This window comes from Flavobacterium sp. LC2016-01, assembly GCF_009711135.1.
GTDB lineage: Bacteria > Bacteroidota > Bacteroidia > Flavobacteriales > Flavobacteriaceae > Flavobacterium.
This window is the reverse complement of record NZ_WMIC01000002.1, coordinates 358,983-384,531: the sequence shown is the minus strand read 5'-3', so window position 1 is coordinate 384,531 and position 25,549 is coordinate 358,983. Positions and strand designations below refer to the sequence as shown.

The window sequence follows — 25,549 nt, the reverse complement described above, 5'->3', positions numbered from 1 at the left end:
TTACAAAAAATAGAAAGTTTTCAACACTACCACGTTTTCGTAAACCAATAAAAAGTGCCACCGGTTGTTCGTGTTAATAAATTCATAATTTTGAAATTCGAAGTAAAATTAAAAACTTAACTAACAATCACAAACTCAAACTAATTTAAACAAAAAGTATGAAAACAATTTACAAAAAGTTGTTATTTTTATTCCTACTGCTGCCGTTTACTGTGTTAGCTCAAAGCACACTAAGCGGAACTGTTGTCGATAAGGCCACAGGACAGCCGATTCCGGGAGTAAATGTAAATGTACAAGGCTCAAAAGGAGGTACTTCTACAGATTTTGACGGGAAATTTCAATTGCCAAATTTAAAAAATGGTGATAAAATTGTCGTGTCATTTATTGGATACGTAAGCAGTACAGTGACTTTTTCTGGACAAAAAAACGTAAGCGTTTCACTTGAAGAAGATACAAACCAACTTAAAGAGGTTGTTGTACAAGTAGGTTATGGTACCGTTAAGAAAAAAGATGCAACAGGAGCTGTAACGGTTTTAGGCGCAAAAGATTTCAATAAAGGACCAGTTGCATCTGCAGATCAAATGATTCAAGGTAGAGTGGCTGGTTTGCAGATTATTAACGGAGGCGGTTCTCCAGGAGCTGATCCGATCGTAAGAATCCGTAGTGGATCTTCTCTTAGTGCAAACAATGATCCATTATATGTAATTGATGGTATTCCTGTTGCAAATGGAGGAGTTGAAGGAGGAAGAAACCCGCTGTCTACAATCAACCAAAATGATATCGAATCTATTTCAGTTTTAAAAGATGCTTCTGCAACTGCCATTTATGGTTCACGAGCTTCAAATGGTGTAATTATCATTACTACTAAAAAAGGTAAAGCTGGTGATATTAAAGTGAGCTATAACGGTAATTTCCAAGTTTCAGAAATTACTCAAAAAGTTGATGCTTTATCAAGCGGGCAATTTAGAGATTTTGTTAACGCAAACGGAAGTGCATCTCAAAAAGCAGCAATGGGAGCGGCTAATACAAATTGGCAAGACGAAATTTACAGAACTGCTATGGGTACTGATCAAAACGTATCTGCTAGTGGAGGAAAAGATAACATTTCGTACAGAGCTTCTGTAGGTTATACGAATTTAAATGGTGTTTTATTAAGAGACAACTTTGAAAGAACAACTTTAGGTGTATCGTTAAATGGAGACTTTTTTGACAAACATTTAAAAGTTCAGGTAAACAATAATACATCTGTAATTAAAAGTAATTACAGTAATACTGGAGCAGTTGGTGCAGCTGTAGGTTTTGACCCAACTCAGGCTGTAAAAAATGCTGATGGAACTTATTTCCAATGGATGACATCTCCAACAGAATTTAATCAATTGGCTGGAAAAAACCCAGTTGCAATGATTGAGCAACAAGATAATTTAGGTACCTTTAATAGAAGTATTGGGAATATCCAATTGGATTACAAAATGCACTTTTTGCCAGAATTAAAGGCAGTTGTGAATTTAGGTTATGATCAAATGAGCGGTAGAGGTTATGGCAACACTCATCCAGATTATTTATTCGGTCTTAAAGGTTCTGGATATAATAATTCATATGTGAATATCGAGAAGAGAAATAACAAGTTAATGGACTTGTATTTGAACTATAACAAAATGATTGAAGGCATCAGTACACAAATTGATGTAACAGGTGGTTATACTTACCAAGATTTTAGAGAAGAAAAAAACAAATCAAACTATAATTTTGAGAATGATGTAAATACTGTAGAATTGTTTACTCCTACACATATCAATTTACAGTCTTTCTTTGGAAGAGCTAATTTTACAGTAGCAGATAAATATTTAGCAACTGTTTCTATTAGACGTGACGGAACTTCAAGATTTACAGAAGAATATCGCTGGTCAAATTTCCCTGCTGTTTCTCTTGCATGGAAATTGAACGAAGAAAGTTTCTTGAAAGATGTTGCAAGTATCAACTCTATTAAATTAAGAGGAGGCTGGGGTATTACTGGACAGCAAAATATTGGAAACGCTTATCCTTCGATTCCTTTGTATTTAGCTTCAAACAGTGCAGCTCAATATCAATTAGGAAATACATTTTATACTACTTATAGACCACAGCCGTATAACAGTAATTTGAAATGGGAAGAGACAACAACGATTAACGTTGGATTAGATTTTGCTCTTTTCAATAATAGAGTAACAGGTACAGCAGATGTTTACCAAAGAACTACAGACGATTTATTATTAAATACACTGAATCCAGCTTTCTTCGGATTCTCTAATAGAGATAATTACAACGTAGGTAGCCTTAAAAATAAAGGTATTGAATTATCTGGGGAAGTAATTCCGGTTCAAAATAATAATTTAGAGTGGAGAATTGGCGGAAATATAACATTCCAAAATTCAAAAATTACAGCATTAACAACAACTCAGGATAATACTCCTGGATTAGAAGCCGGAGATAATATATCAGGTGGAACAGGAAATAAAATTCAAAATAACCAGGTTGGTTATGCACCTAATTCATTTTATGTATTTGAGCAGGCTTACGATGCTGCAGGAAAACCAATGGATGGTGTTTTTGTAGACCGCAATAAAGATGGAATCGTAAATGAAGATGATATGTACCGTTTTCATAAACCAGCTGCTGATGTTTTTTACGGATTCTATACAAACTTAAATTACAAAAACTGGGATTTTTCTATGAACTGGAGAGGTTCTTGGGGTAACTACATGTACAATAATGTAGATTCTGGTAATGGTGTATATAACACGGTTTTAATCAGACAAAATGATTTAGCAAATGGTGTTGAGAATCTTTTAGAAACAGGTTTCAAACAAGGAAGTAATTTCCAGTTAAAATCTGATTACTATGTGCAGGATGCGTCTTTTGTTAAATTAGACAATGTTACAGTTGGATATACTTTCAATCAAAAAATAAAAGGTATTTCAATGTTAAAATTAACTGCATCAGCTCAAAATGTTTTAACGATCACCAAGTATGAAGGTTTGAATCCTGAAATTTCAAATGGTATTGATAATAATCTTTATCCACGACCAATTACTTTCATGTTAGGATTAAACGCTAACTTCTAATTCAAATAACAAGAAAAATGAAAAAGATACAAATAAAATTATTAGGTATTTCTTTGTTTATGATGACGATGTTGTTTTCATCATGTACAGATGATCTTAACCAATCACCTGATAACGGAGATTCTGTAAGTAGTGACGAACTTTTTAAAGATCCGGCTGCTTACAAACAAAATTTAGCAAAATTATATGCAGGTTTTGCTACAACTGGTCAGCAAGGACCTGCAGGAAGTCCTGATATTTCTGGAATTGATGAGGGAACAAGTCAATACATCAGAGGTTTTTGGATGATGCAGGAATTAACAACTGATGAAGCAGTAATTGCTTGGAATGACGGAACAATTAAAGATTTCCATTCACAAACTTGGTCATCAGCAGATACATTTATTGCGGCAACATTTGCACGTTTTTCTTTCCAGATTGTAAACTGTAATGAGTTTTTAAGACAAACTACAGATGCAAAATTAGCAGGAAGAGGTGTAACAGATGCAGCTGTTTTAGCTGATGTTAAAGCATATCGTGCAGAAGCTCGTTTTTTAAGAGCGATGACGTACTGGCATTTAGTAGATACTTTTGGAGCAGGATCTATCGTAACAGAGGATTCTCCAACAACATTCTACTACCCAGAATATTCTTCAAGAGCTGAGATATATAAATTTATCGATGAAGAACTTACTGCAATTGAGCCATTGTTGAAAACACCTAAAACGAATGAAGCTTACCGTATTGATCAGGCTGCTGCTTGGATGCTGCATGCTAAATTATATATGAACGCTAAAGTTTATATTGGTACAGATCATTATACTGAAGCACTTCCTTTAATTGATAAAGTAATCAATTCTGGATATTCAATTCATAATAACTACAATCAGTTATTCTTAGCTGATAACGATAAAAATGGAGCGCAGAAAGAATTTATTTTTGCAATTGCTTTCGACGGAATTCACACTCAAACTTATGGAGGAACAACATTTTTAGTTCATGCTCCGGTAGGTGGAAGCATGGTAGCGTCTCAATTTGGTATCAATGGAGGCTGGGGAGGTATTAGAACAACTTCTGCTTTTGTAAATAAGTTTGATGCTGTTACTACAGATACTCGTGGTCAGTTTTATACTAACGGACAAGCAAAAGAAATTGCTGACATAGGAAGTTTTACTGATGGTTATGCTATACAGAAATTCAAAAATGTTGATGTAAATGGTGTTCAGGGATCAGATAAAGCAGGAAACTTTGCAGATACTGATTTCCCAATTTTCAGACTTGCAGATGCTTACTTAATGTATGCAGAGTGTGTTGTTAGAGGTGCAGGCGGAAGTTTAGCAACTGCAACTACTTATGTAAATGCTTTAAGAACAAGAGCAAAAGCGAATACGGTTAACCAAGGTGATCTTACTTTGAATTTTATCTTAGATGAAAGAGGAAGAGAGCTTCATTGGGAAGGACACAGAAGAACAGATTTGATCCGTTTCGGAAAATTCACTGGAGGTTCATACTTATGGCCATGGAAAGGAAATGTGGCTGGAGGTACTTCTACACAATCTTTCAGAGATTTATTCCCAATTCCTGCTGGAGCTTTAGGAGCAAATCAAAATTTAAAACAAAACCCTGGATACTAATTAACTAAAAATATACCAAAATGAAAAATATAACTAAATCATTAATTGCTTTATTAGCATTAGTTGCAGTTTCATGCAACGTTGAAGATGTTCAAGACAGACCAGTAATCGAAGCAGTTGCTGCACCTGTATTAACTGCTCCTCAAAGCGGTACTGCATATGTTTTATCTCCAGATGCGGCTGCAAATCAAGCAGAGCGTTTTACTTGGGCTTCTGCAGATTTCGGTGGAAGTGTTGAAGTAAATTATGTAGTAGAAATTGACAAAAAAGGAAATACATTCAAAACACCTAAAGAATTAGGAACTGTTAAATCTCAAAATCAAGTTTCAGTTTCTGTAGAGAAAATGAATGGTGCTGTATTATCTTTAGGCGCAATTCCATTTACTGCTGGAGATTTTGAAGTTCGAGTTAAATCAACGGTAGGTACTCAAACTCAGTATTCAAATGTTAACGGAATTGTTATAACTCCTTACACTACTGAAACTCCAAAATTATGGATTCCTGGAGGATATCAAAATGCAAGCGGTTACGGTGCAGACTGGACTCCTGCTGGTGCTCCTACATTAATGGCTGAAGGTTACGGAAAAACTGCTTTTGACGGTTATGTTTATTTTGCAGCTGCTAGCGAATATTTATTGACTCCTAAGGCTAACTTTGATAATAAATATACAAAAGGAGCGACTGCTGGAACTATCATTTATAATGGAAGTGATAATCTTAAAATTGATGCACCTGGATACTACAGAATTAAAGCAGATACTGATCCTACAAAATTAACAATTTCTACATTAAAAACGACTTGGGGAATTATTGGTAATGGAACTCCTGGAGGATGGGATACTGATACTCCAATGACTTATGATCCTGCAACTAAAAAATGGACAGTTACTGTAACTTTAACTACTCAGGCTGCTCCAGATAATGGTATGAAATTTAGAGCTAATGGAAACTGGGATCTTAACTACGGAGATACTGGAGCTAACGGTTCTTTAGAAGAAGGAGGTACAAATATTGGTACTACTGCTGGAAAATACTTAATTACTTTGGATTTAAGTAACCCTAGAAACTATACTTATACAATGGTAAAACAATAATAAGTTGAAACATAGAAAGAGGCTATCTACGGATAGCCTTTTTTTTAATAACCATATTAATTATGAAAAAAACTTTACTATTATTTTTCTTTTTGCTGTCGGCAATTTCATTTGGACAAGTGCAAACGGCAAGCTATTCAGTTAGTCCATCTACTTTTGAGGAAACTACTTCTATTACCATTACCATAAACGGAAGCAGTATAAATGAAGGTACATGGGGCGTTACTGGAAATGCTTTATACATGTGGGCATGGGCATTTGATACGAATGACACAACTCAAAAAGGGACACCAAACAATGGTACTTGGGAAGCTTCAAGCGAGGAAAGTAAATTTACTTACAATGCAGGAACCGATACTTATACTAAAACCATTACTCCAACGACTTATTACAATACAACAGGAATAGGAAAAATTGGTTTTTTAATTAAAGCTAAAAATGGAACTGGTGACAAAAAATCGCAAGATATTTTAGTTGAAGTCGGTTCTTTTCAAGTGACTTTGACTTCTCCTGCAGAAAATAGTACAACAATTCTAGTATCAGGTTCTAACTTTAATATTGCTGCAACAAATACAAACGGAGTAGCAAGTTATACGTTGAAAGCAAACGGAACCACAATTAATACAAATGCGAGTACTGCAAGTTATTCTTATACTGCAAATAATGTTACAGACAATCAAAGTTATGAGTTAGTAGTGGTTCAAGGAACTGTTACGATTTCTAAAAAGTTTTCGGTTGTTGTAAATCCAAATACGGTTTCACAAGCTATGCCAGCAGGTCTAGCTGACGGAATAAATTATAATGCCACAGATGCCACAAAAGCAACTTTGGTTTTAGATGCACCTTTAAAAGATTTTGTTTACGTTGCCGGAAGTTTCAATAATTGGCAGCCAACAACGGCTTATGCCATGAAGAAAGATCCGTCTTCTGATAAATTTTGGCTAGAATTGACAGGATTAGTTTCGGGAACAAATAATACCTATCAATATTGGGTAGGAGAGAGTACGCCTTTGGCAAATTCTCCTGCATTAGTAAAAGTGGCAGATCCTTATTCTACTTTGGTTTTGTCTCCTTATGATGATGGTGGAATTCCTGCAGCTTCTTATCCAAATTTGCCAGCTTATCCGGCGGGACAAAATTTTGAAGTTACAGTATTAAAAACGGGTCAAACACCATACAATTGGCAAGTGACAAATTTCACGAAACCAGAAAAAGACAAATTGGTTGTTTATGAGGTTTTGGTTAGAGATTTTGACGCCAAGAAAAATTATCAGACTTTAATAGATAGAATAGATTATTTTAAAACACTTAAAATAAATGCTATCGAATTAATGCCGGTAATGGAATTTGAAGGTAATGAAAGCTGGGGTTACAATACGTCATTTCACATGGCTTTAGATAAATTTTATGGTACATCAGATAAATTAAAAGAGCTTATCGATTTATGTCATCAAAACGGAATCGCAGTGATTTTGGACGTGGCTTTAAATCACGCTTTTGGAAGAAATCCAATGGTTAGAATGTGGATGAATGATCCTGACGGAGACGGTTTTGGATCACCAACTTCAGAAAATCCATATTTCAATACTGTTGCTAAACATACTTATAGTGTAGGTGAAGATTTTAATCATCAGTCGGCAAAAACGCAATATTACGTAGAGAGAGTGGTGAAACAATGGATTCAAGAATATAAAATTGATGGATTCCGTTGGGATTTAACAAAAGGATTTACTCAGGCTTGTACGGCTTCAGATGAATCTTGTACCAATGCATATCAGCAAGACAGAGTTGATGTTTTGAAAAAATATGCTGATTATTCTTGGAGCCTTGACCCAACACACTATACCATTTTTGAACATTTAGGTTCTGATAGTGAAGAACAGCAATGGGCAAATTACCGTGTTGGTGAAACGCCAAGCAAAGGAGTAATGATGTGGGGTAAAATGACAGATCAGTACAATCAATTGTCAATGGGATATTCTACAAGCAACAATATTTCAAGAATGATGAGTTCTAGCCGCGGTTTTACCGGAAATCGTTTAATGGGTTATGCCGAAAGTCATGACGAAGAACGTTTAATGTATAAAAATGTTCAGTACGGAAATTCAGCTGGAACTTATAATGTAAAAACTTTAAATACAGCTTTGTCTAGAATGTCTGCTGTTGGTGCCGTTTCACTTTTGATTCCTGGTCCAAAAATGATTTGGCATTTTGGCGAATTGGGTTGGGATGATTCGATTTATACTTGTAACGATGGAACTGTAAATGATAATTCGACAACTATTGCCGGTGATTGTAAACTTGACACAAAACCACAGCCACAATGGGCAGAAAATTGGTTAGGTGACACAAATCGTAATAAAATTTATTATGATTGGGCAAAAATGATCAATCTAAAAGTGACTGAACCGGTATTTTTAGGAACAGCAACTATGGCAAACGCTAATACATTGACTGTAAATATTAAAATCACAAACAGTAATTTGGTCGCAACACAATTAAAAGATGTTTTGATTTTAGCCAATTTTGATGTAACGGCGCAAAATGTTGCGACTGGTTTTCAGTATACTGGTACATGGTATAATTTAATGGATAACTCTTCTTTAAATGTGACTGATGTTAATGCAACAGTAAATTTAGGTCCAGGAGAATATAGAATTTATGGAAATAAAACGGCCAATTTAGCAATTCCAGATTTCGGAAAAACAAGCGCTGTAAATTTATATCCAAATCCGGTTTCAAATTATTTTACCTTAAATGCAGCAGTATCTAAAGTTCAGGTATATTCAATATCAGGACAATTGGTAAAAAGCTTTACTTCAAATGGAAATGCAGATTTTCAATACAATGTAAGCGATTTGAAAACAGGATTATATGTAGTAAAAGCGCATGATGAGAATGATAAGATTCAGGTGATGAAGTTCATAAAAAAATAAATACGTCATTTTAAAATTTAGACAGAAAGCAAACAGTAGCTTTTAAGTGTAAAATTTTAATGGTATTTAAATTTTGGTTTTTTAGTAGTTAAAAGGGCTGTCTATTTTTAGACAGCCCTTTTTTGTTTAAGTTGTTTTGGTTATTTTTTCTCATTGTATTCTCCAATCAGAGAAAAATAGCCAAAAGTTCCTAAGCCTAAAACGATTAACGGGGTTAGAATGAATAGGGTTATAATTCCAAATACCGTATCATCCTGCTGGTCTGATAAAATTTTTGGCAAGCCAAATTCAAACACGCAGAAATAAGCAGCAGCAATGGAAAGTATAATCCACAAAACACCTAAAATTTTCTTAACTGTATTCATATTATATGTAGGTATTAAAGGTGATTCGTTTTGTTTTTATTATCAATGTAAACCATTCCAATTACAAAGCAGATCGAAGCAATAATAATTGGGTACCAAAGCCCTTCAAGATAAAATTCAGGGTCTTTATTTGCTTTTGCATGTGTTACTAAATAGGTCGAAATTGCAGGAAGCAATCCTCCAAAAATCCCATTTCCAACATGATAAGGAAGCGACATTGAAGTGTATCTGATTTTAGTTGGAAACATCTCCACTAAAAACGCTGCAATTGGCCCGTAAACCATTGTAACAAATAAAACCTGAATGAAAACCCAAAAAATTAATTTCCATTCATCGGCAGAATTTAAATTGATTGTAATATTCGTTTGTGATTTCTTTTTGTTATTAAAATCTGTATTTTTTTCGATATACGTAGTTCCGTCGGTATAGGTTTTTGAAATAGTGGTTATTACGTCATTACTAGCGGTTTTTTCAATATTACTTGTAGTTTTTTCTATAATTTCTGTCTTCTGATTGAAATTAACTGTATTGTACATTTCATCATAAATCGACCAATAAGAACAAACGGCAAGGAACATTCCAAGCATCATAATGTATTTTCGACCAACTTTATCACTCAGCCATCCAAAAACAATAAAAAATGGAGTTCCTAGCAACAAAGCAATTCCTAAAAGTTCATCAACTTGAGAAGAATCGATATTCATGACGGTTTTCATGAAACTCATAGCGTAAAATTGACCAGTGTACCAAACAACGCCTTGTCCCATTGTTGCGCCAAAAAGAGCTAATAAAACAAATTTTAAGTTGTATCTGTTTCCAAAACTTTCCTTTAACGGATTCGTACTGGTTGTTCCTTCTTTTTTAGCTTTTGCAAAAACAGGAGATTCGTCCATATTTTTTCTGATTAAATAGGAAACGCCAACCATTACGATCGAAACCCAAAACGGAACACGCCATCCCCAAGTATCAAAATCTTCGGCAGAAAGTACATTTTTGGTGGCCAAAATAACCATTAATGAAATAAATAAACCAACAGTCGCTGTAGTTTGAATCCATGACGTCCAATATCCTTTTTGCCCAACTGGCGCGTGTTCTGCAACATAAGTTGCCGCACCGCCATATTCGCCGCCCAAAGCAAGTCCTTGAAGCAAGCGCAGAATCAATACTAATAAAGGGGCAACAAAGCCAATAGTTTCATAACTCGGAATACAGCCTATTAAAAAAGTAGAGCCTCCCATTAATAACAGCGTAGCCATAAAAGTATATTTACGCCCAATAATATCACCAAGTCTTCCAAAAAATAAAGCTCCAAAAGGACGTACTACAAATCCCGCAGCAAATGTTGCTAAAGTGGATAAAAATGCCGCCGCCGGATTATCACTCGGAAAGAATTTTGTCGAAATAACAACCGCTAAACTCCCAAAAATATAAAAATCGTACCATTCAATCATTGTTCCCATTGAGGATGCCGAAATAACTTTCCAAATACCTTTAGTAGAAGTTTTGCTCATAAAACCGTTTTGTATACTTAATAATGATTAAATAATAAAATTATCGTTTTACGAATATAAAAGATATTTTGTTATTCAGTTAGTACTTTTTTAACAAAAACAAGTTATTTATTGACTTTTGCGTTTTTAGTAGTATATAGTTTATAAAGTATCTGAAAAAGTGAAATTAATCGCAAAGTTGACAAAGAAAAAATGCCAAGTTCCAAAAGTTAGATATCAATACAAAGCTTTGCGAACTTTGCATTTTTATAAAACCAAGCAAGAACAAAAACTTAGCGCCCTTTGCGGTTAAATAGTCTCAACTCCCACAAAAAATGCTATTTTTGTTAAAACTGACAAACTTAAATATGAAAAAAACATTTCTTATAATGGCAATTACAACCGCAGGAATTTCATTTGGACAAAATAAAATTCAATATCCGCAAACTAAAAAAGGTGAAACTTTCGATGTTTATTTTGACACAAAAGTAAGTGATCCTTACCGTTGGCTTGAAGACGATAAATCTGCTGAAACTGGAGCTTGGGTTAAGGCCGAAAATGAAGTAACTTATGGTTATTTAGATCAAATTCCGTTTCGTGAGCAACTTAAAAAACGAATGGAAAAACTATGGAACTATGAAAAAATAGGAGCTCCGTCTAAAGAAGGAAAATTTACGTATGTTTCTAAAAACAACGGACTTCAAAACCAATCTGTTGTTTACAGAAAAGACCAGAACGGAAAAGAAGAAATTTTTCTGGATCCGAATACTTTCTCTAAAGATGGAACTTCTTCTCTTGGAGGATTAGATTTTTCTGAAGATGGTTCAAAAGCGGCTTACTCCATTTCTGAAGGAGGAAGCGATTGGAGAAAAGTAATAATTATTGATGCCATTTCTAAAAAAGTTTTGGAAGATACTTTAGTCGATGTAAAATTCAGTGGTATTTCTTGGCACGGAAATGAAGGTTTCTATTATTCAAGCTATGATAAACCAAAAGGAAGCGAATTATCTGCGAAAACAGATCAGCACAAATTGTATTTCCACAAATTAGGAACTTCTCAAAAAGAGGATAAAGTAATTTTTGGTGCCGATCAAAAAAGAAGATATGTTGGAGGTTATGTTACTGAAGATAATCATTATTTAGTGATTTCTGCTGCCAATTCGACTTACGGAAATGAATTGTACATTAAGGATTTAACCAAACCAAACAGCCCGATCGTAACTATTGTAGACAATTTTAACAGCGACAATAGTATTATAGAAAATGAAGGAAGCAAGTTGTTTATCGATACTGATCTAAACGCTCCCAACAAGCGTATTGTTACGGTTGATGCAAATAACCCGAAGCCGGAAAACTGGAAAGATTTTATCAAAGAGACTGAAAATGTGCTTACGACTTCAACTGGTGCAGGATACTTTTTTGCTAACTATACAAAAGAAGCTGTTTCATTTGTTCAGCAATATGATTACAACGGAAAGTTAGTCCGCGAAATCAAACTTCCAGCCATTGGAACTGCTGGAGGATTTGGAGGAAAAAAGAATGAAAAAATCTTGTATTACAGTTTTACTAATTACACAACACCAATCAGTATTTATTCATTTGAACCGAAAACTGGAAAATCTGAAATTTATCAGAAACCAAAAGTGGACTTCAAAAGCGAAGATTACGAATCAAAACAAGTTTTCTATACTTCAAAAGATGGTACAAAAGTTCCGATGATTATCACGTATAAAAAAGGAACAAAATTAGACGGTAAAAACCCAACTATTCTTTACGGTTACGGCGGATTCAATATTAGTTTAACACCAAATTTCAGTATTTCAAATGCAGTTTGGATGGAAAATGGAGGTGTTTATGCAGTTGCCAACTTAAGAGGCGGAGGCGAATACGGAAAAAAATGGCATAATGCAGGAACTAAACAGCAAAAGCAAAATGTGTTTGATGATTTTATCGCTGCAGCAGAATATTTAATTGCGCAAAAATATACTTCATCTGATTTCTTAGCAATCCGTGGAGGATCTAACGGAGGATTATTAGTTGGCGCAACAATGACTCAGCGTCCTGACTTAATGAAAGTGGCATTACCAGCCGTTGGAGTTATGGATATGCTGCGTTACAACGCCTTTACAGCGGGTGCAGGTTGGGCTTTTGATTACGGAACAGCTCAGGATAACAAAGAAATGTTTGAATACTTAAAAGGATATTCGCCAGTTCATAATGTTAAACAAGGTACACATTACCCAGCGACTATGGTAACAACAGGAGATCATGATGATCGTGTAGTTCCGGCGCACAGTTTTAAATTTGCTTCAGAATTACAGGAAAAACAAGCGGGAGAAAATCCTGTTTTAATTAGAATTGATGTTAAAGCGGGTCATGGAGCAGGGAAATCTGTTGCGGCTACAATCCAAGAAAGTGTAGATATCCAGGCTTTCACACTTTACAATATGGGTTTTAAAGCTTTGCCTAGTAAGTAAGATTTTAAACTAAGTTTTTTAGCCACGAATTCACGAATTATTTTTTGTGAATATCGTGGCTTTATTTTTTAGTACCTCTCGCAGATTTTGCAGATTAAGGTGATGCTATGTGCAAAAATCTATTGAATCTGCAAAATCTGCGGGAGAAATAACTTCGTGGAAATTAGTGTAATTCGTGGCGAACTTTTTTCCTTAAATTTGAGAAACCAAAAAAACAAACGATGAAAATTATAAGATGGGGAATTATAGGCTGCGGAAATGTAACTGAAGTAAAAAGCGGACCAGCTTTTCAGAAAATCCCAAATTCAGCTTTAGTTGCTGTTATGCGCAGAGATGCTGCACTTGCTGAAGATTATGCCAAACGTCATAATGTCCCGAAATGGTATTCGAATGCAGTTGATTTAATAAATGATCCTGAAGTTGATGCGGTTTATATCGCAACTCCGCCCTCTTCTCATAAAGAATATACAATTTTATGTGCCAAAGCCGGAAAACCTGTTTATGTAGAAAAACCAATGACTTTGACTTTTGAAGAATGCAATGAAATGATCAGCGTTTGTAAAGAACACAATGTTCCATTATTTGTTGCTTATTACAGAAGAGCTTTGCCTCGATTTTTAAAAATAAAAGAAATAATTGATCAAGGAAAATTAGGAAACATTCGTCATGTAAACTGTGTTTTATATCATCCTTTCGAAGAACGTTATGATGATGAAATCAATCTTCCGTGGACGGTTTTACCACATATTTCTGGAGGCGGAATCTTTGTAGATTTGGCTTGTCATACATTAGATTTTCTGGATTTTGTTTTAGGTCCGATAAAATCAGTGCGCGGGCATGCAACTTCGCAGCTGATGGCATATCCTGCCGAAGATTCAGTTTCAATGTCGTTCTTATTCGAAAACGGGATTCACGGCTCAGGAATATGGAATTTTGCCAGTTTTGAACGTTATGATAATACTGAAATTGTTGGTGATAAAGGAAAAATATCGTTTTCAACCTTTGGAAATGATCCAATTCATATTCAATATACAAATGGAGAAAAAGAAAGTATTTTAATCGAAAATCCATTGCATATTCAACAGCCTTTTATTGAAACTGTAGTTGCTGAACTTTTAGGGAAAGAAAATGCTTCTCCATCAAAAGGAATTTCCGGAGCAAGAACAACTTGGGTTATTGACGAAGTTTTGAAGGAGTTTAGGAATTCGAAATAAGGTATTGTCACTCTGAGCGAAGTCGAAGAGCGAGTGCTATTTAAACAATCTTGTCATTTCGACGAAGGAAGGATCACAAAAAATAAGGACAAAAAAAAAGGATATTCGCGAGAATATCCTTTTTTCAAAAAACTATAAAACTTCTATAAAAAATTATAGACTGTATTTAAGACCAACTGTTAATCCTAAACCTGAAATACCAACATAAGTACTGATATCGTCAGTTGCTTTTGTATTATCAAAACCAGCTGCATTAGTTGTTTTGCTGTTTGAAGTATTTGTGATTTTTTCAACATAATTAGTATGTTTTGCAGAATAAGAAGCATCTGGACGGAAAGTCGTTGCAACATCTAATTTATCTACACCATTTTCTGTATATGCTTCAGTCTCTTTAGTTTTTCCGTGTACTGTAAAGTTACGGTACTCTAATTCAGCAAAAGCAGAGATATGTTTTCCTAATTTATAAGAAGTTCCGACAGATGCCATGAAACCAATTGTAGCATTAGGTTTTACAACATCTTTTGAATAAGCTTCAGTCAATGCTACTTGATTAGCTCCTGCAAAAGTTGTGTAAGTTCTGTTTGTTTCAATATCTAAAGTTCCGTGAATTGGAACAATAACTCCAACTTTAGTATAAGGTTCAAAACCATGTGCCTCACCTAAAAACATTACAAGAGCTGGTGCGATATCAAAAGCTTTAATTCTTCCTTCAGCAGTAAAATCTAAATAAGTCGCTGCAGGACTTTGAGCAGGATTATAAGAAATAAGTCTATCTGTAGTTTGAGCCATTGTTTTAGTATTACTATTGTAATAGTTTGCTGCTACCTCAACTCCTAAACGTGTAGAAAAACGGTAACCAGCAGTAATTCCACTTCTAAAACCTTGTCCAAAAGAACCTGTAACACCTTCTCTAGAAACTAATTTATTATTAGCAAGAGTACCTTCATAAACATCTCTATTTGCAGGTTGTCCCCCAACTGTTGGAAACTCAGTAGAAGCAGTTTGGTTGAAATAAGATCCACCCAATTTAAAATACCAGCTTTCTGGTTTATCTGCTTTTTCTGTTTGCGCCATTGTGGCCATAGAGCAAACTAATAATCCTAATAAAAATAGGTTCTTTTTCATAATTCTGATTTAATTAATTTATGCAAACTTAAAATATTTTAACATATTCTTTTTGTATGCAATGTTAGACTTGGAACGAAAACGTTGTAATTTCGGGCAATATTACTAAAAAAGTATTATGCATGCATATTTTTAACATTAAAATTTTACATTCTATTAAATTTTAACTGTTAAAATTTAATTCAGCTTAAAATTGATCTGCATTTTCTCTAATTCCTGTAATAGCTCTGCTGAAATTTTAATCTTTAATCTTCGGCTTGGCATAGTCAATTTAGTTACTACTTTGACTTCGTCTACCTCTTTCATCTCCTGCATTTTGGCCTCTCCTGAAACGGTTTCATTATCATCATTGTCATCTTCAAAAACCGCATCTTCGTTGTCTTCAAATTCACTTGTTGTTTCAACCTCTACTAAACGCTTAACATTTTCGATTTCCATGATGTCGAAACTCACGGTATTATCACCTTTGTTTTCATTGAATAAATGGCTTAATTTATGAATAAACTCAGGCTGAAGATCTTTGATATTTAATAACAGAATCAGTTTTTTAGCAAAGGCTTCTAAGATATCCTGAAGCTGTCTTATTTCAACAAACTGCATTCTAGGATCTGATTTTTTTCCTGTATCATGATTTACCCAGCCATCTTTTATTAAAATTTTCAGGTAAGCAAAATTATTCTGAATTAAGAAATGTCGGAACTTTAAGTATTCTTCACCAAAAATCTTAAACTCAAAACTCTCATCATATCCTTCAAGATTAAATACTGCCCAGCCTTTTCCATTTTTGGCCACACGATGCTGTACGTTATTAATGATTCCTGCAAAATTTAGATTTTTACCCACATATTCATTCATGCTTTTCAAGGCTTCTAAACGAGCATTGCAGAAATATTTCATCTCAAACCTAAAATCATCTAAAGGATGTCCCGAAATATAAATCCCTACAACCTCTTTTTCTTTGGCTAGTTTTTCCATTGTACTCCAGTCTTCACACGGAGGTACAACTGGTTCTGCAATCTGCACTTCGCTTGCTTCTCCAAACAAACTTACCTGAGAGGAGTTTTCATTTTCCTGAAACTTCGATCCGTAACGTATCGCCTTTTCGTAGAATGTAATTCCGTCTCCATCATCGTGGAAATATTGGGCTCTTGTTGTTCCTTCAAAGGAGTCAAAACCTCCTGCAAGTACTAAGTTTTCAATCGCTTTTTTGTTGGCCGCGCGTAAATCAATTCGCTTCGCTAAATCAAAAATCGATTTATATCTTCCATCTTTTCTATTTTCAACAATGGTTTCTACAGCTCCAGAACCAACGCCTTTAATAGCGCCCATTCCGAAACGAACGGCATAATCATCGTTTACTGTAAATTTATAGTACGATTCGTTGACGTCTGGACCCAAAACCTGCAATCCCATACGTTTACATTCTTCCATAAAGAACGAAACCTGTTTAATATCATTCATGTTATTCGAAAGTACCGCTGCCATATATTCAGCAGGATAATGCGCTTTCAAATAAGCCGTTTGGTACGCAATCCAGGCATAACAAGTCGAGTGCGATTTGTTGAAGGCGTAACTCGCAAAAGCTTCCCAGTCTTTCCAAATTTTTTCTAGAACTTTTGCATCATGACCTTTTGCTGATGCTTGTTCTACGAACTTCGGCTTCATTTTATCCAGTACGTCTTTTTGTTTTTTACCCATCGCTTTACGCAAAACGTCGGCCTCACCCTTTGTAAATCCTGCCAAAGACTGAGACAAAAGCATTACCTGCTCTTGGTAAACGGTAATTCCGTAAGTTTCTCCTAAATATTCTTCACAGGCATCTAAATCGTATTTGATTTCTTCGTCACCGTTTTTTCTTCGAACGAAAGATGGAATATACTCCAAAGGTCCCGGACGATAAAGTGCATTCATGGCAATTAAATCTCCAAAAACCGTCGGCTTCAGATCTTTCATGTATTTCTGCATTCCTGGTGACTCGTACTGGAAGATTCCAACGGTTTCACCTCTTTGGAAAAGCGCATACGTTTCTGCATCATCAATCGGAAATGTATCGGGATCCAGATCAATATTCGTTCTGTATTTTACCAGTTTTACGGTATCTTTTATCAGCGTAAGGGTCTTCAGACCCAGGAAGTCCATCTTCAGCAATCCGGCACTTTCTGCAACCGAGTTGTCAAACTGTGTTACATATAAATCCGAATCTTTTGCGGTTGTTACGGGAACATAATTCGTAATGTCCGACGGCGTAATAATTACACCGCAGGCGTGAATTCCCGTGTTACGCATCGATCCTTCCAGAATTTTTGCCTGCTGAATGGTTTCTCCTGCCAAATCATCTTCATTGGCAATCGCGATTAATTCTTTTACATTATCAAATTCATCCGAACGAAGCGCTTTTTTAACTTCCTCTTCACTCTCCGAAATAAATCGCGCCAAATTCCATTTTGAGGGCATCATACCCGGAATCAGTTTGGCAATTCTATCGGCTTCAAACAATGGTAAATCCAGTACACGAGCCGTATCACGAATCGCCGATTTGGTTGCCATTTTACCATATGTGATAATCTGCGCCACCTGTTTTTGACCGTATTTATTGATTACATAATCCATTACACGGCCACGACCCTCGTCATCAAAATCGATATCAATATCGGGCATCGATACACGGTCAGGATTTAGGAAACGCTCAAAAAGCAAATCGTATTTAATCGGGTCAATATTGGTAATTCCGAGGCAATATGCAACCGCTGATCCGGCTGCAGATCCACGTCCCGGACCTACCGAAACGTCCATTTTTCTAGCCTCGGCAATGAAATCCTGTACAATCAAAAAGTAACCCGGATAACCGGAATTCGAAATCGTCAGCAACTCAAAATCCAGACGTTCCTGAATCGATTCTGTAATTTCGCCATATCGTTTTGCGGCACCAACCATTGTAAGGTGTCGCAAATATTTATTTTCTCCACGAACACCGCCATCAGCTTCATCTTCAGGTACTACAAATTCCTGTGGAATATCAAATTTAGGAAGCAATACATCGCGGTAAAGTGAATATCCTTCAACCTTATCTACAATTTCCTGAATGTTGATAATCGCTTCCGGAAGATCAGAAAAGAGTTTTTTCATCTCTTCTTCCGACTTATAATAATATTCCTGATTTGGAAGTCCGTAACGATAACCGCGTCCACGGCCAATTGGTGTTGCCTGCTTTTCACCATCTTTTACACAAAGTAAAATGTCGTGTGCATTGGCATCTTCTTTATTTAAATAATAAGTATTGTTGGTCGCAATTAATTTGACATTATGTTTTTGCGAAAATTCAATCAGAGTTTTGTTGACACGATTTTCATCTTCCTGATTGTGACGCATTACTTCTAAATAGAAATCATCGCCAAATTGTTCCTTCCACCAAATCAAAGCTTCTTCGGCTTGGTTTTCACCGATGTTCAGGATTTTACTCGGAATTTCTCCGTATAAATTTCCAGACAAAACCATGATATCTTCCTTGTATTGTTCGACGATTTTACGGTCAATTCTCGGAACATAATAAAATCCGTCCGTAAAAGCGATTGACGACATTTTGGCCAGATTGTGATAGCCGTTTTTGTTTTTGGCTAATAATACAACCTGATTCCCGTTGTCTTTTTTGCTTTTGTCCAAATGGTTGTCGCAAACATTAAATTCACAGCCGACAATTGGCTTGATCTCAGTTTCAGTAGGCTCTTCACCCGCTTCAACCAAAGCTTTATTTTTTCCTGATGCTGCTTTATTGTGGTTCATCACGGCGCTCACAAAGTGAAAAGCACCCATCATGTTTCCAGTATCGGTCATCGCAACAGCCGGCATTCCGTTTTTGGCTGTAGCCGAAACAATATTCCCAATTCCAATAGTCGATTGCAAAACCGAAAACTGCGTATGATTATGTAAATGCGAATATTTTGCAGCTTTAAAATCTTCTCTGTCAGAATACGAAACGGCAGGTTCTTTACCAACAGATTCTAAAGCTTTTAATTGCTCTCTGATTTTATCCGAAGCCGCTTTTAAATTGATGTGTTTTAAACCAATTAAAGGAAATTCCTGTGGATTTCTTTCCTGAAATTCTTTGAAATAATCCTTCGGAACATCTAGTTCTTCTTTGGTAAAAACTTCTCTTCTGATTAATTCTAAGAAACAGCGCGTCGTGGCCTCAACGTCGGCAGTTGCGTTGTGCGCTTCCGCGAAAGGCTTATTGAAAAGATAACTGTGTAATTCGGTTAAGGTTGGCAATTTGAATTTTCCTCCACGACCTCCCGGAAGTTGTAATAACGAAGCGGTAACTTCGGTACAAGTATCTAAAACCGGCATGGTGCTCATTGGCGAATCGACTCCCATTCTGTGGAATTCGGCACCCATAATATTAACGTCGAAACCTAAATTCTGACCAACAATAAATTTGGTTTTGCTTAAAGCAATATTGAATTTCTCCAAAACTTCAGCCAGCGTGATTCCATCGGCTTCAGCCAATTCAGTCGAAATTCCGTGAATACGTTCCGCATCATACGGAATATTAAATCCGTCTGGTTTTACCAAGTAATCCTGATGCTCAATTAGCTGTCCCATTTCGTCATGAAGCTGCCAAGCAATCTGAATACAGCGAGGCCAGTTATCAGAATCGGTTATTGGAGCATCCCAGCGTTTTGGTAATCCGGTTGTTTCGGTATCGAATATTAAATACATAGAGTTTTAAAAGTCAAATTTTAAGTTCCAAATTCCAAATCTTACATATTGCAAAACATTGACAACATGAAACATAACAAAATGCGAAATGAAAAATGGAAGGAAGTCAAATTTACGCTTTTTTTTAAGCGAATGAAAAACGAAGTTATCAACAAAAGCATAATTAACATCTTCGTTTTCTAAATGCGAAAACAGCTGAATTTCGTTCTTTTTATCTTAAAAAAATTCGATTATTCATTTTGGATACTCATTGCACCAAAATGAACACTTTTAAGCTGCACTGTATCCTGAACTTTGCTTCATCAAATTATAACAATTAAAAAATAATAATCATGAAAACAATTTTTATCACAGGTGCATCATCAGGTTTAGGAAAAGCAACAGCAAAATTATTTCAAGCAAAAGGATGGAATGTAATTGCAACAATGAGAACTCCGGAAAAAGAAACTGAACTTTCTCAATTAAAAAACGTAACGCTTTTACCTTTAGATGTTACCAATTATGACCAAATTCAAAGTACGGTTCAAAAAGCGATTGCATTAAGCGATATTGATGTCGTTTTTAATAATGCTGGTTATGGATTGATTGGTCCTTTGGAAAGTTTTAACGATGATCAAATCACAAAACAGTTAAATACTAATTTATTGGGAACAATTCGCGTTACGAATGCTTTTATTCCGTATTTCAGAGAAAAAAGAAATGGTCTATTTATCTCAACTACTTCTATTGGCGGATTGATTTCTTTTCCTTTAGGATCTGTTTATCACGCAACAAAATGGGGGTTAGAGGGCTGGAGCGAAAGTATGGCATTTGAATTAAATCAATTTGGAATAGACATTAAAACGGTTTCTCCAGGCGGAATTAAAACAGAATTTCTTCACGGTTCCCTTGACACCGGAGTCAAACCAGAATACGAAGCAATGGCAAATAAAATGTTTGAAAATGTAGATGTAATGTTTGAAATAGCATCGACTCCGGAACAAATTGCCGATGTTGTTTATGAAGCTGCAACTGACGGAAAAACCAAACTGAGATATGTGGCTGGAGAAGATGCTAAAGCACTTTACAAACAAAGACTGGAACAAGGAGACGAAGTTTTTCGCGCTGCATTTGGCAAACAATTTTTAGGAGCATAATTTATTCCTGATACCGTTCAGATTTTGATAATCTGTGCGGTATTAGTTTTCAATTTTTTATACATTTATATCATGGAAAAGAAAAACAATAATCCGTCAAAAATTTCCTCTATATCGCAATTTCACAGTTTGTTTCAGCTGGAAAAACCGCTTCATCCAATGATAACTTTGGTTGACAATACTAGATTGGTTATAAATGCCGGTTTAACAAATAATGCTTTTTTGCTCGATTTCTATAAGATATCTTATAAGTATTCTACCAATGGAAAAATGGGCTACGGTCAGGGTTATTATGATTTTAATGAAGGCGGATTAATGTTTACTTCACCCAATCAGTTAATTTTTACAGACAATGAAGAAGGAGCAGAATATTTTGGCTATACACTGCTTTTCCATCCAGATTTTATTAGAAATTATCCTTTAGGGAAAAACATCAAAAAATACGGTTTCTTTTCCTATGATACCAATGAAGCACTGCACCTTTCTGACAGCGAAAAAACAACCATTTTAGGAATATTAAATAGCATTGATAATGAACTTCATAATGCTATAGATGAAATGAGTCAGGATGTAATTGTTTCGTATATTGATGTTTTACTGAATTACAGCAATCGTTTTTACAAACGCCAATTCATTACCAGAAAAACGGTCAGCAATGATTTATTACTTAAAGTAGAAGATACTTTAAATGATTATTTTAATAATGCCGAAACGTTAAAAAGAGGTTTGCCTTCTGTAGATTTTCTTGCTTCACAAGTGAATGTTTCCAGTCATTATTTAAGCGATATGCTTCGCAATTTAACAGGACAGAATGCACAGCAGCATATTCATTCCAAATTAATAGAAAAATCAAAAGATTTCCTGATGACTACAAATCTTTCGGTGGCAGAAATTGCTTATCAATTGGGTTTTGAATATCCTCAGTCATTTAGCAAACTGTTTAAAAAGAAAACCCATCTTACTCCATTAGAGTTTAAAAATTCTCTCAATTAGATTTTTAAATTATATTTGACGCTGTTAAGCCTACTTTACATGCTCAAAAAAATATTTTTTTTATCCTTATTATTCTTTTGTAATCTAATTTTTTCTCAATGTCCAACTGGTGATATTGTATTGTATCAACAATCTGATATCGACAATTTTGTTCGCTTATATCCAAATTGTGAAATCGTACCTGGCAATATATTAATTGGAGGAAGCGCTAATGACTTTTCAAAACTTACTTCGATTAAAAGAATAGAAGGCAATTTAGTTATGGAGTATGCTAAAATATCAGATGTCTCTAATTTTTTTAATTTAGAATATGTAGGAGGTAATTTAACAATTAGAGCAACATATATTAAAAATTTAATTGGATTTAATCAGTTAAAAACCGTTAATGGAAACCTGTCAATTTATGAAAACCATCATAATGAATTAGAAACGATCAATGGCTTTAAGAATTTAGAAACCATTAAAGGTGATTTGCAAATTAGCAATGCCTTCTTAAAAACAATTTCCGGATTTGATAAGTTGCTTGAAGTAAATAATTTTAATATTGGCGAAAGTCCTAATTTAAGTCAACTAACAGGTTTTAACACTTTAAAAACAATAAATGGCTCTTTTAATGTTACAAATAATGGATTATCAAACCTCTTAAGCACTGTTAATGGCTTTAATGCATTAGAAGTCATAGGCAATCAGTTTAGCGTCGGATCCAATTCACTAGTTTCGATTCAAGGATTTAAAAATTTAAAAAAAATAGGCGGACATTGCTACATATCTGCCTTTGGCATTAACTCTCCTTTATTAAAGACAATTCCGGAATTTGAAAGCTTAGAAATTATTGGTTCAGGTTTAACTTTAGAGCAAAACGGAATAATCAACTTATCAAGTTTTAATAATCTGAAATCGATTGGAACCATCAGTCCTCTTGTTGGATGGCTTATCATAATGAACAACAAAGAACTTAAATCAATAGACGGTTTCAATAATTTGAAATCAATTGCCGGAGTAACCGAAATTACAGATAATAAAAAGCTTGAAAGTTTAAAAGGACTGAAAAATCTAAACCAAATTGGAGGCGGTATCAATATTAATTACAATCTTTCTTTAAAAAACTTAAACGGACTTCAATCTTTAGTAAGATTAGGGGAACAATCAGACTCTAATTCCAAAACACTCGGAATACTTGGCAATTCATCTCTTACTGATTGTTCTGCCATTTGTGACTTACTATCTTCACCTTTTAGATATGGTTTGATTGAAATTAGAGAAAACCCATCTAAATGCAGTAACGAAAATGAGTTAAGACAAGAATGTGTCCCAGATTTTGACAGAGATGGTATCCTGGACAATGTCGACCTTGATGATGACAATGACGGGATTCTGGATACTGTTGAAGATAATGGAATTCCAAATAGAGATACCAATGGAGATGGATTTCCAGATTCAAGAGATTTAGACAGTGATAACGATGGCTGTCATGATGTTATTGAAGCTGGCTTTGAAGATAATGATGGAGATGGATATTTAGGAAATTCACCTTGTACTGTTGATGCAAATGGACTTGTAAAATCTGCACCTGACGGCTATACCACTCCTGCAGACAGCAATAACGATGCTATTTTTGATTTTCAAACCGCCAATATGCTGAATGCTGGTAAAAATGGAAACTTAAATATATGTTCTAATGAAAATCCTGTAGATTTATTTAATTATTTAACTGAAAATCCAGATAGAGGAGGAATATGGAGTCCATCTCTTCCTGGAGGAAACGGAATTTTTAATCCTTCAACTGATCTATCGGGAATTTATACTTATACTGTTTCTAATGGTCAGTGCGGTACTAAAAGTGCTCAAGTAACTGTTATTAAAAAACTATTGCCCAATGCAGGAGAAAACAGCACTCTAACAATTTGTCGCAACAGCGAACCTGTAGATTTATCAACCATTTTAAATGGTTTGCCAGATACCGGAGGAATTTGGGCTCCTTCACTATCGAGCGGAACCAGTTTTTTTGATCCTAAAAAAGATATTGCCGGAATTTACAAATACACCGTAAGTAATGAATCCTGTGCCAGCGATTCTGCCGAAATAGTGGTTAATATTCAAGAATTACCGAATGCAGGCGAAAACAATAAATTGTCTATTTGTGCCAATGATAATCCAATAGATTTACTTACGATTTTAAAAGGCAATCCAAATATTGGCGGAACATGGAGTCCTCCTTTATCAAGCGGAACGGGCATTTTTGATCCAAAAAAAGATATTTCAGGAATATACATCTACACTGTTTCAAATGAAAAATGTGGTAGCGCTAAAGCTGAAATAGAAATAAAAGTAGACCCTTATCGCAGTGCTGGACAAAATGGAACTTTGTCTATTTGCGAAAATAGCGCTCCTGTGGATTTATTTCATAGCTTGAATGGCTCACCCAGTAACGGAGGAATATGGAATCCTACATTGTCAAGTGGAAATGGAGTATTCAACCCAGAAAAAGATGCTCCGGGAATTTACAAATATACAGTAACAAATGGCTCATGTCAAAATAGTAATTCTGAAGTTGCAGTAAAAATCATTAAACGCCCAAATGCGGGAGAAAGCAATAGCCTTTCGCTATGCATTAATAATGGCCCTATAAATCTATTTGACAAATTAAAAGGGAATCCAAACAAAGGAGGTTTTTGGAATCCAGAATTATTAGGAGGAGACGGAATATTTAATCCTTTATTAGATACTTCAGGTGTATACACCTATAAGATAGACAATGGAAATTGCGGTATTGATTTAGCCGAAATAACAGTAACGCTAACTTACGCTACTACTATTTCTGATTACAAAATAAAAACAATTGATTTTAGCGATTCTAAAAATATTGAAATTATAATCAATTCAAATGCACAATATGAATATTCTTTAGATGGAGTGAATTTTCAAAAGGAAAATATATTTGAAAATTTAACAGGCGGAGATTATACAGTTTTTGTAAAAGAATTAAACGGCTGTGGATATCTTGAAGAAAAAATATCATTACTCAATTACCCTAAATTCTTTACTCCAAATGGAGACAACTATAATGACACTTGGCAATTGACAGGCTCAACGGAAAAAAAATATTTGATTACCATTTTTAATAGATATGGCAAACTCCTAAAAGAATTATCTAATAATAACCCTTCATGGGATGGCACATTTAGTAATCTACCACAACCATCTGACGATTATTGGTTTCAAATAAAATTTATTGATGGACAAATTCAGAAAGGGCATTTTTCATTAAAAAGATAAAACTCTAATTTTA

The 25,549-nt window shown here is 34.9% G+C and carries 13 protein-coding genes; 9 read left to right on the top strand and 4 right to left on the bottom strand.

The features are described 5' to 3' along the window. The first annotated feature begins 158 nt into the window (after positions 1 to 158). The 4 genes from GKZ88_RS06025 (at position 159) to GKZ88_RS06010 (ending at position 8,744) form a co-directional block, all read left to right on the top strand. Positions 159 to 3,101, top strand: a complete 2,943-nt coding sequence (locus GKZ88_RS06025; protein ID WP_155101482.1) for a TonB-dependent receptor — start codon at positions 159 to 161, stop codon at positions 3,099 to 3,101. A gap of 17 nt (positions 3,102 to 3,118) precedes the next feature. Beyond that, the gene (locus GKZ88_RS06020; protein ID WP_155101481.1) at positions 3,119 to 4,714 is read left to right on the top strand and encodes a RagB/SusD family nutrient uptake outer membrane protein; all 1,596 of its coding nucleotides are present in this window, start codon (positions 3,119 to 3,121) and stop codon (positions 4,712 to 4,714) included. A 20-nt stretch (positions 4,715 to 4,734) separates the two neighbouring features. After that, positions 4,735 to 5,808, top strand: coding sequence for a SusE domain-containing protein (locus GKZ88_RS06015; RefSeq protein WP_155101480.1), 1,074 nt, complete (start codon positions 4,735 to 4,737; stop codon positions 5,806 to 5,808). A 62-nt stretch (positions 5,809 to 5,870) separates the two neighbouring features. Beyond that, positions 5,871 to 8,744 carry an alpha-amylase family glycosyl hydrolase gene (locus GKZ88_RS06010; protein WP_155101479.1) on the top strand — a complete coding sequence of 958 codons (2,874 nt, stop codon included), beginning with the start codon at positions 5,871 to 5,873 and terminating at the stop codon, positions 8,742 to 8,744. A gap of 140 nt (positions 8,745 to 8,884) precedes the next feature. On the opposite strand, the gene GKZ88_RS06005 is transcribed toward GKZ88_RS06010, so the two are convergent. Both GKZ88_RS06005 and GKZ88_RS06000 read right to left on the bottom strand, forming a co-directional pair. After that, positions 8,885 to 9,109, bottom strand: a complete 225-nt coding sequence (locus GKZ88_RS06005; protein WP_155101478.1) for a DUF6814 family protein — start codon at positions 9,107 to 9,109, stop codon at positions 8,885 to 8,887. 14 nt (positions 9,110 to 9,123) lie between these two features. After that, the gene (locus tag GKZ88_RS06000; protein ID WP_155101477.1) at positions 9,124 to 10,620 is read right to left on the bottom strand and encodes an MFS transporter; all 1,497 of its coding nucleotides are present in this window, start codon (positions 10,618 to 10,620) and stop codon (positions 9,124 to 9,126) included. Positions 10,621 to 10,967: 347 nt separating this feature from the next. Between GKZ88_RS06000 and GKZ88_RS05995 the strand changes: the two genes are divergently transcribed. Both GKZ88_RS05995 and GKZ88_RS05990 read left to right on the top strand, forming a co-directional pair. Further along, positions 10,968 to 13,076 carry a prolyl oligopeptidase family serine peptidase gene (locus GKZ88_RS05995; RefSeq protein ID WP_155101476.1) on the top strand — a complete coding sequence of 703 codons (2,109 nt, stop codon included), beginning with the start codon at positions 10,968 to 10,970 and terminating at the stop codon, positions 13,074 to 13,076. 221 nt (positions 13,077 to 13,297) lie between these two features. Continuing rightward, the gene (locus GKZ88_RS05990; RefSeq protein WP_155101475.1) at positions 13,298 to 14,290 is read left to right on the top strand and encodes a Gfo/Idh/MocA family oxidoreductase; all 993 of its coding nucleotides are present in this window, start codon (positions 13,298 to 13,300) and stop codon (positions 14,288 to 14,290) included. A gap of 153 nt (positions 14,291 to 14,443) precedes the next feature. Here GKZ88_RS05990 and GKZ88_RS05985 read toward each other — a convergent pair whose 3' ends face one another. Both GKZ88_RS05985 and dnaE read right to left on the bottom strand, forming a co-directional pair. Further along, entirely contained in the window at positions 14,444 to 15,415 is a 972-nt protein-coding gene (locus GKZ88_RS05985; RefSeq protein ID WP_155101474.1) for an outer membrane beta-barrel protein, read from the bottom strand. Positions 15,416 to 15,592: 177 nt separating this feature from the next. Continuing rightward, the gene (gene dnaE / locus GKZ88_RS05980) at positions 15,593 to 20,131 is read right to left on the bottom strand and encodes a DNA polymerase III subunit alpha (protein ID WP_155101473.1); all 4,539 of its coding nucleotides are present in this window, start codon (positions 20,129 to 20,131) and stop codon (positions 15,593 to 15,595) included. 332 nt (positions 20,132 to 20,463) lie between these two features. Between dnaE and GKZ88_RS05975 the strand changes: the two genes are divergently transcribed. From GKZ88_RS05975 to GKZ88_RS05965, 3 genes are all read left to right on the top strand, one after another. Continuing rightward, positions 20,464 to 21,267, top strand: coding sequence for an SDR family oxidoreductase (locus tag GKZ88_RS05975; protein ID WP_155101472.1), 804 nt, complete (start codon positions 20,464 to 20,466; stop codon positions 21,265 to 21,267). Positions 21,268 to 21,339: 72 nt separating this feature from the next. After that, positions 21,340 to 22,260 (top strand): helix-turn-helix domain-containing protein, encoded by a 921-nt coding sequence (locus GKZ88_RS05970; protein ID WP_155101471.1) that lies wholly within the window; start codon positions 21,340 to 21,342, stop codon positions 22,258 to 22,260. Between the two features lie 39 nt (positions 22,261 to 22,299). Then, a complete protein-coding gene (locus GKZ88_RS05965) occupies positions 22,300 to 25,536 on the top strand; it encodes a T9SS type B sorting domain-containing protein (protein WP_155101470.1) in 3,237 nt (1,078 codons plus the stop codon). Positions 25,537 to 25,549: the final 13 nt, after the last annotated feature.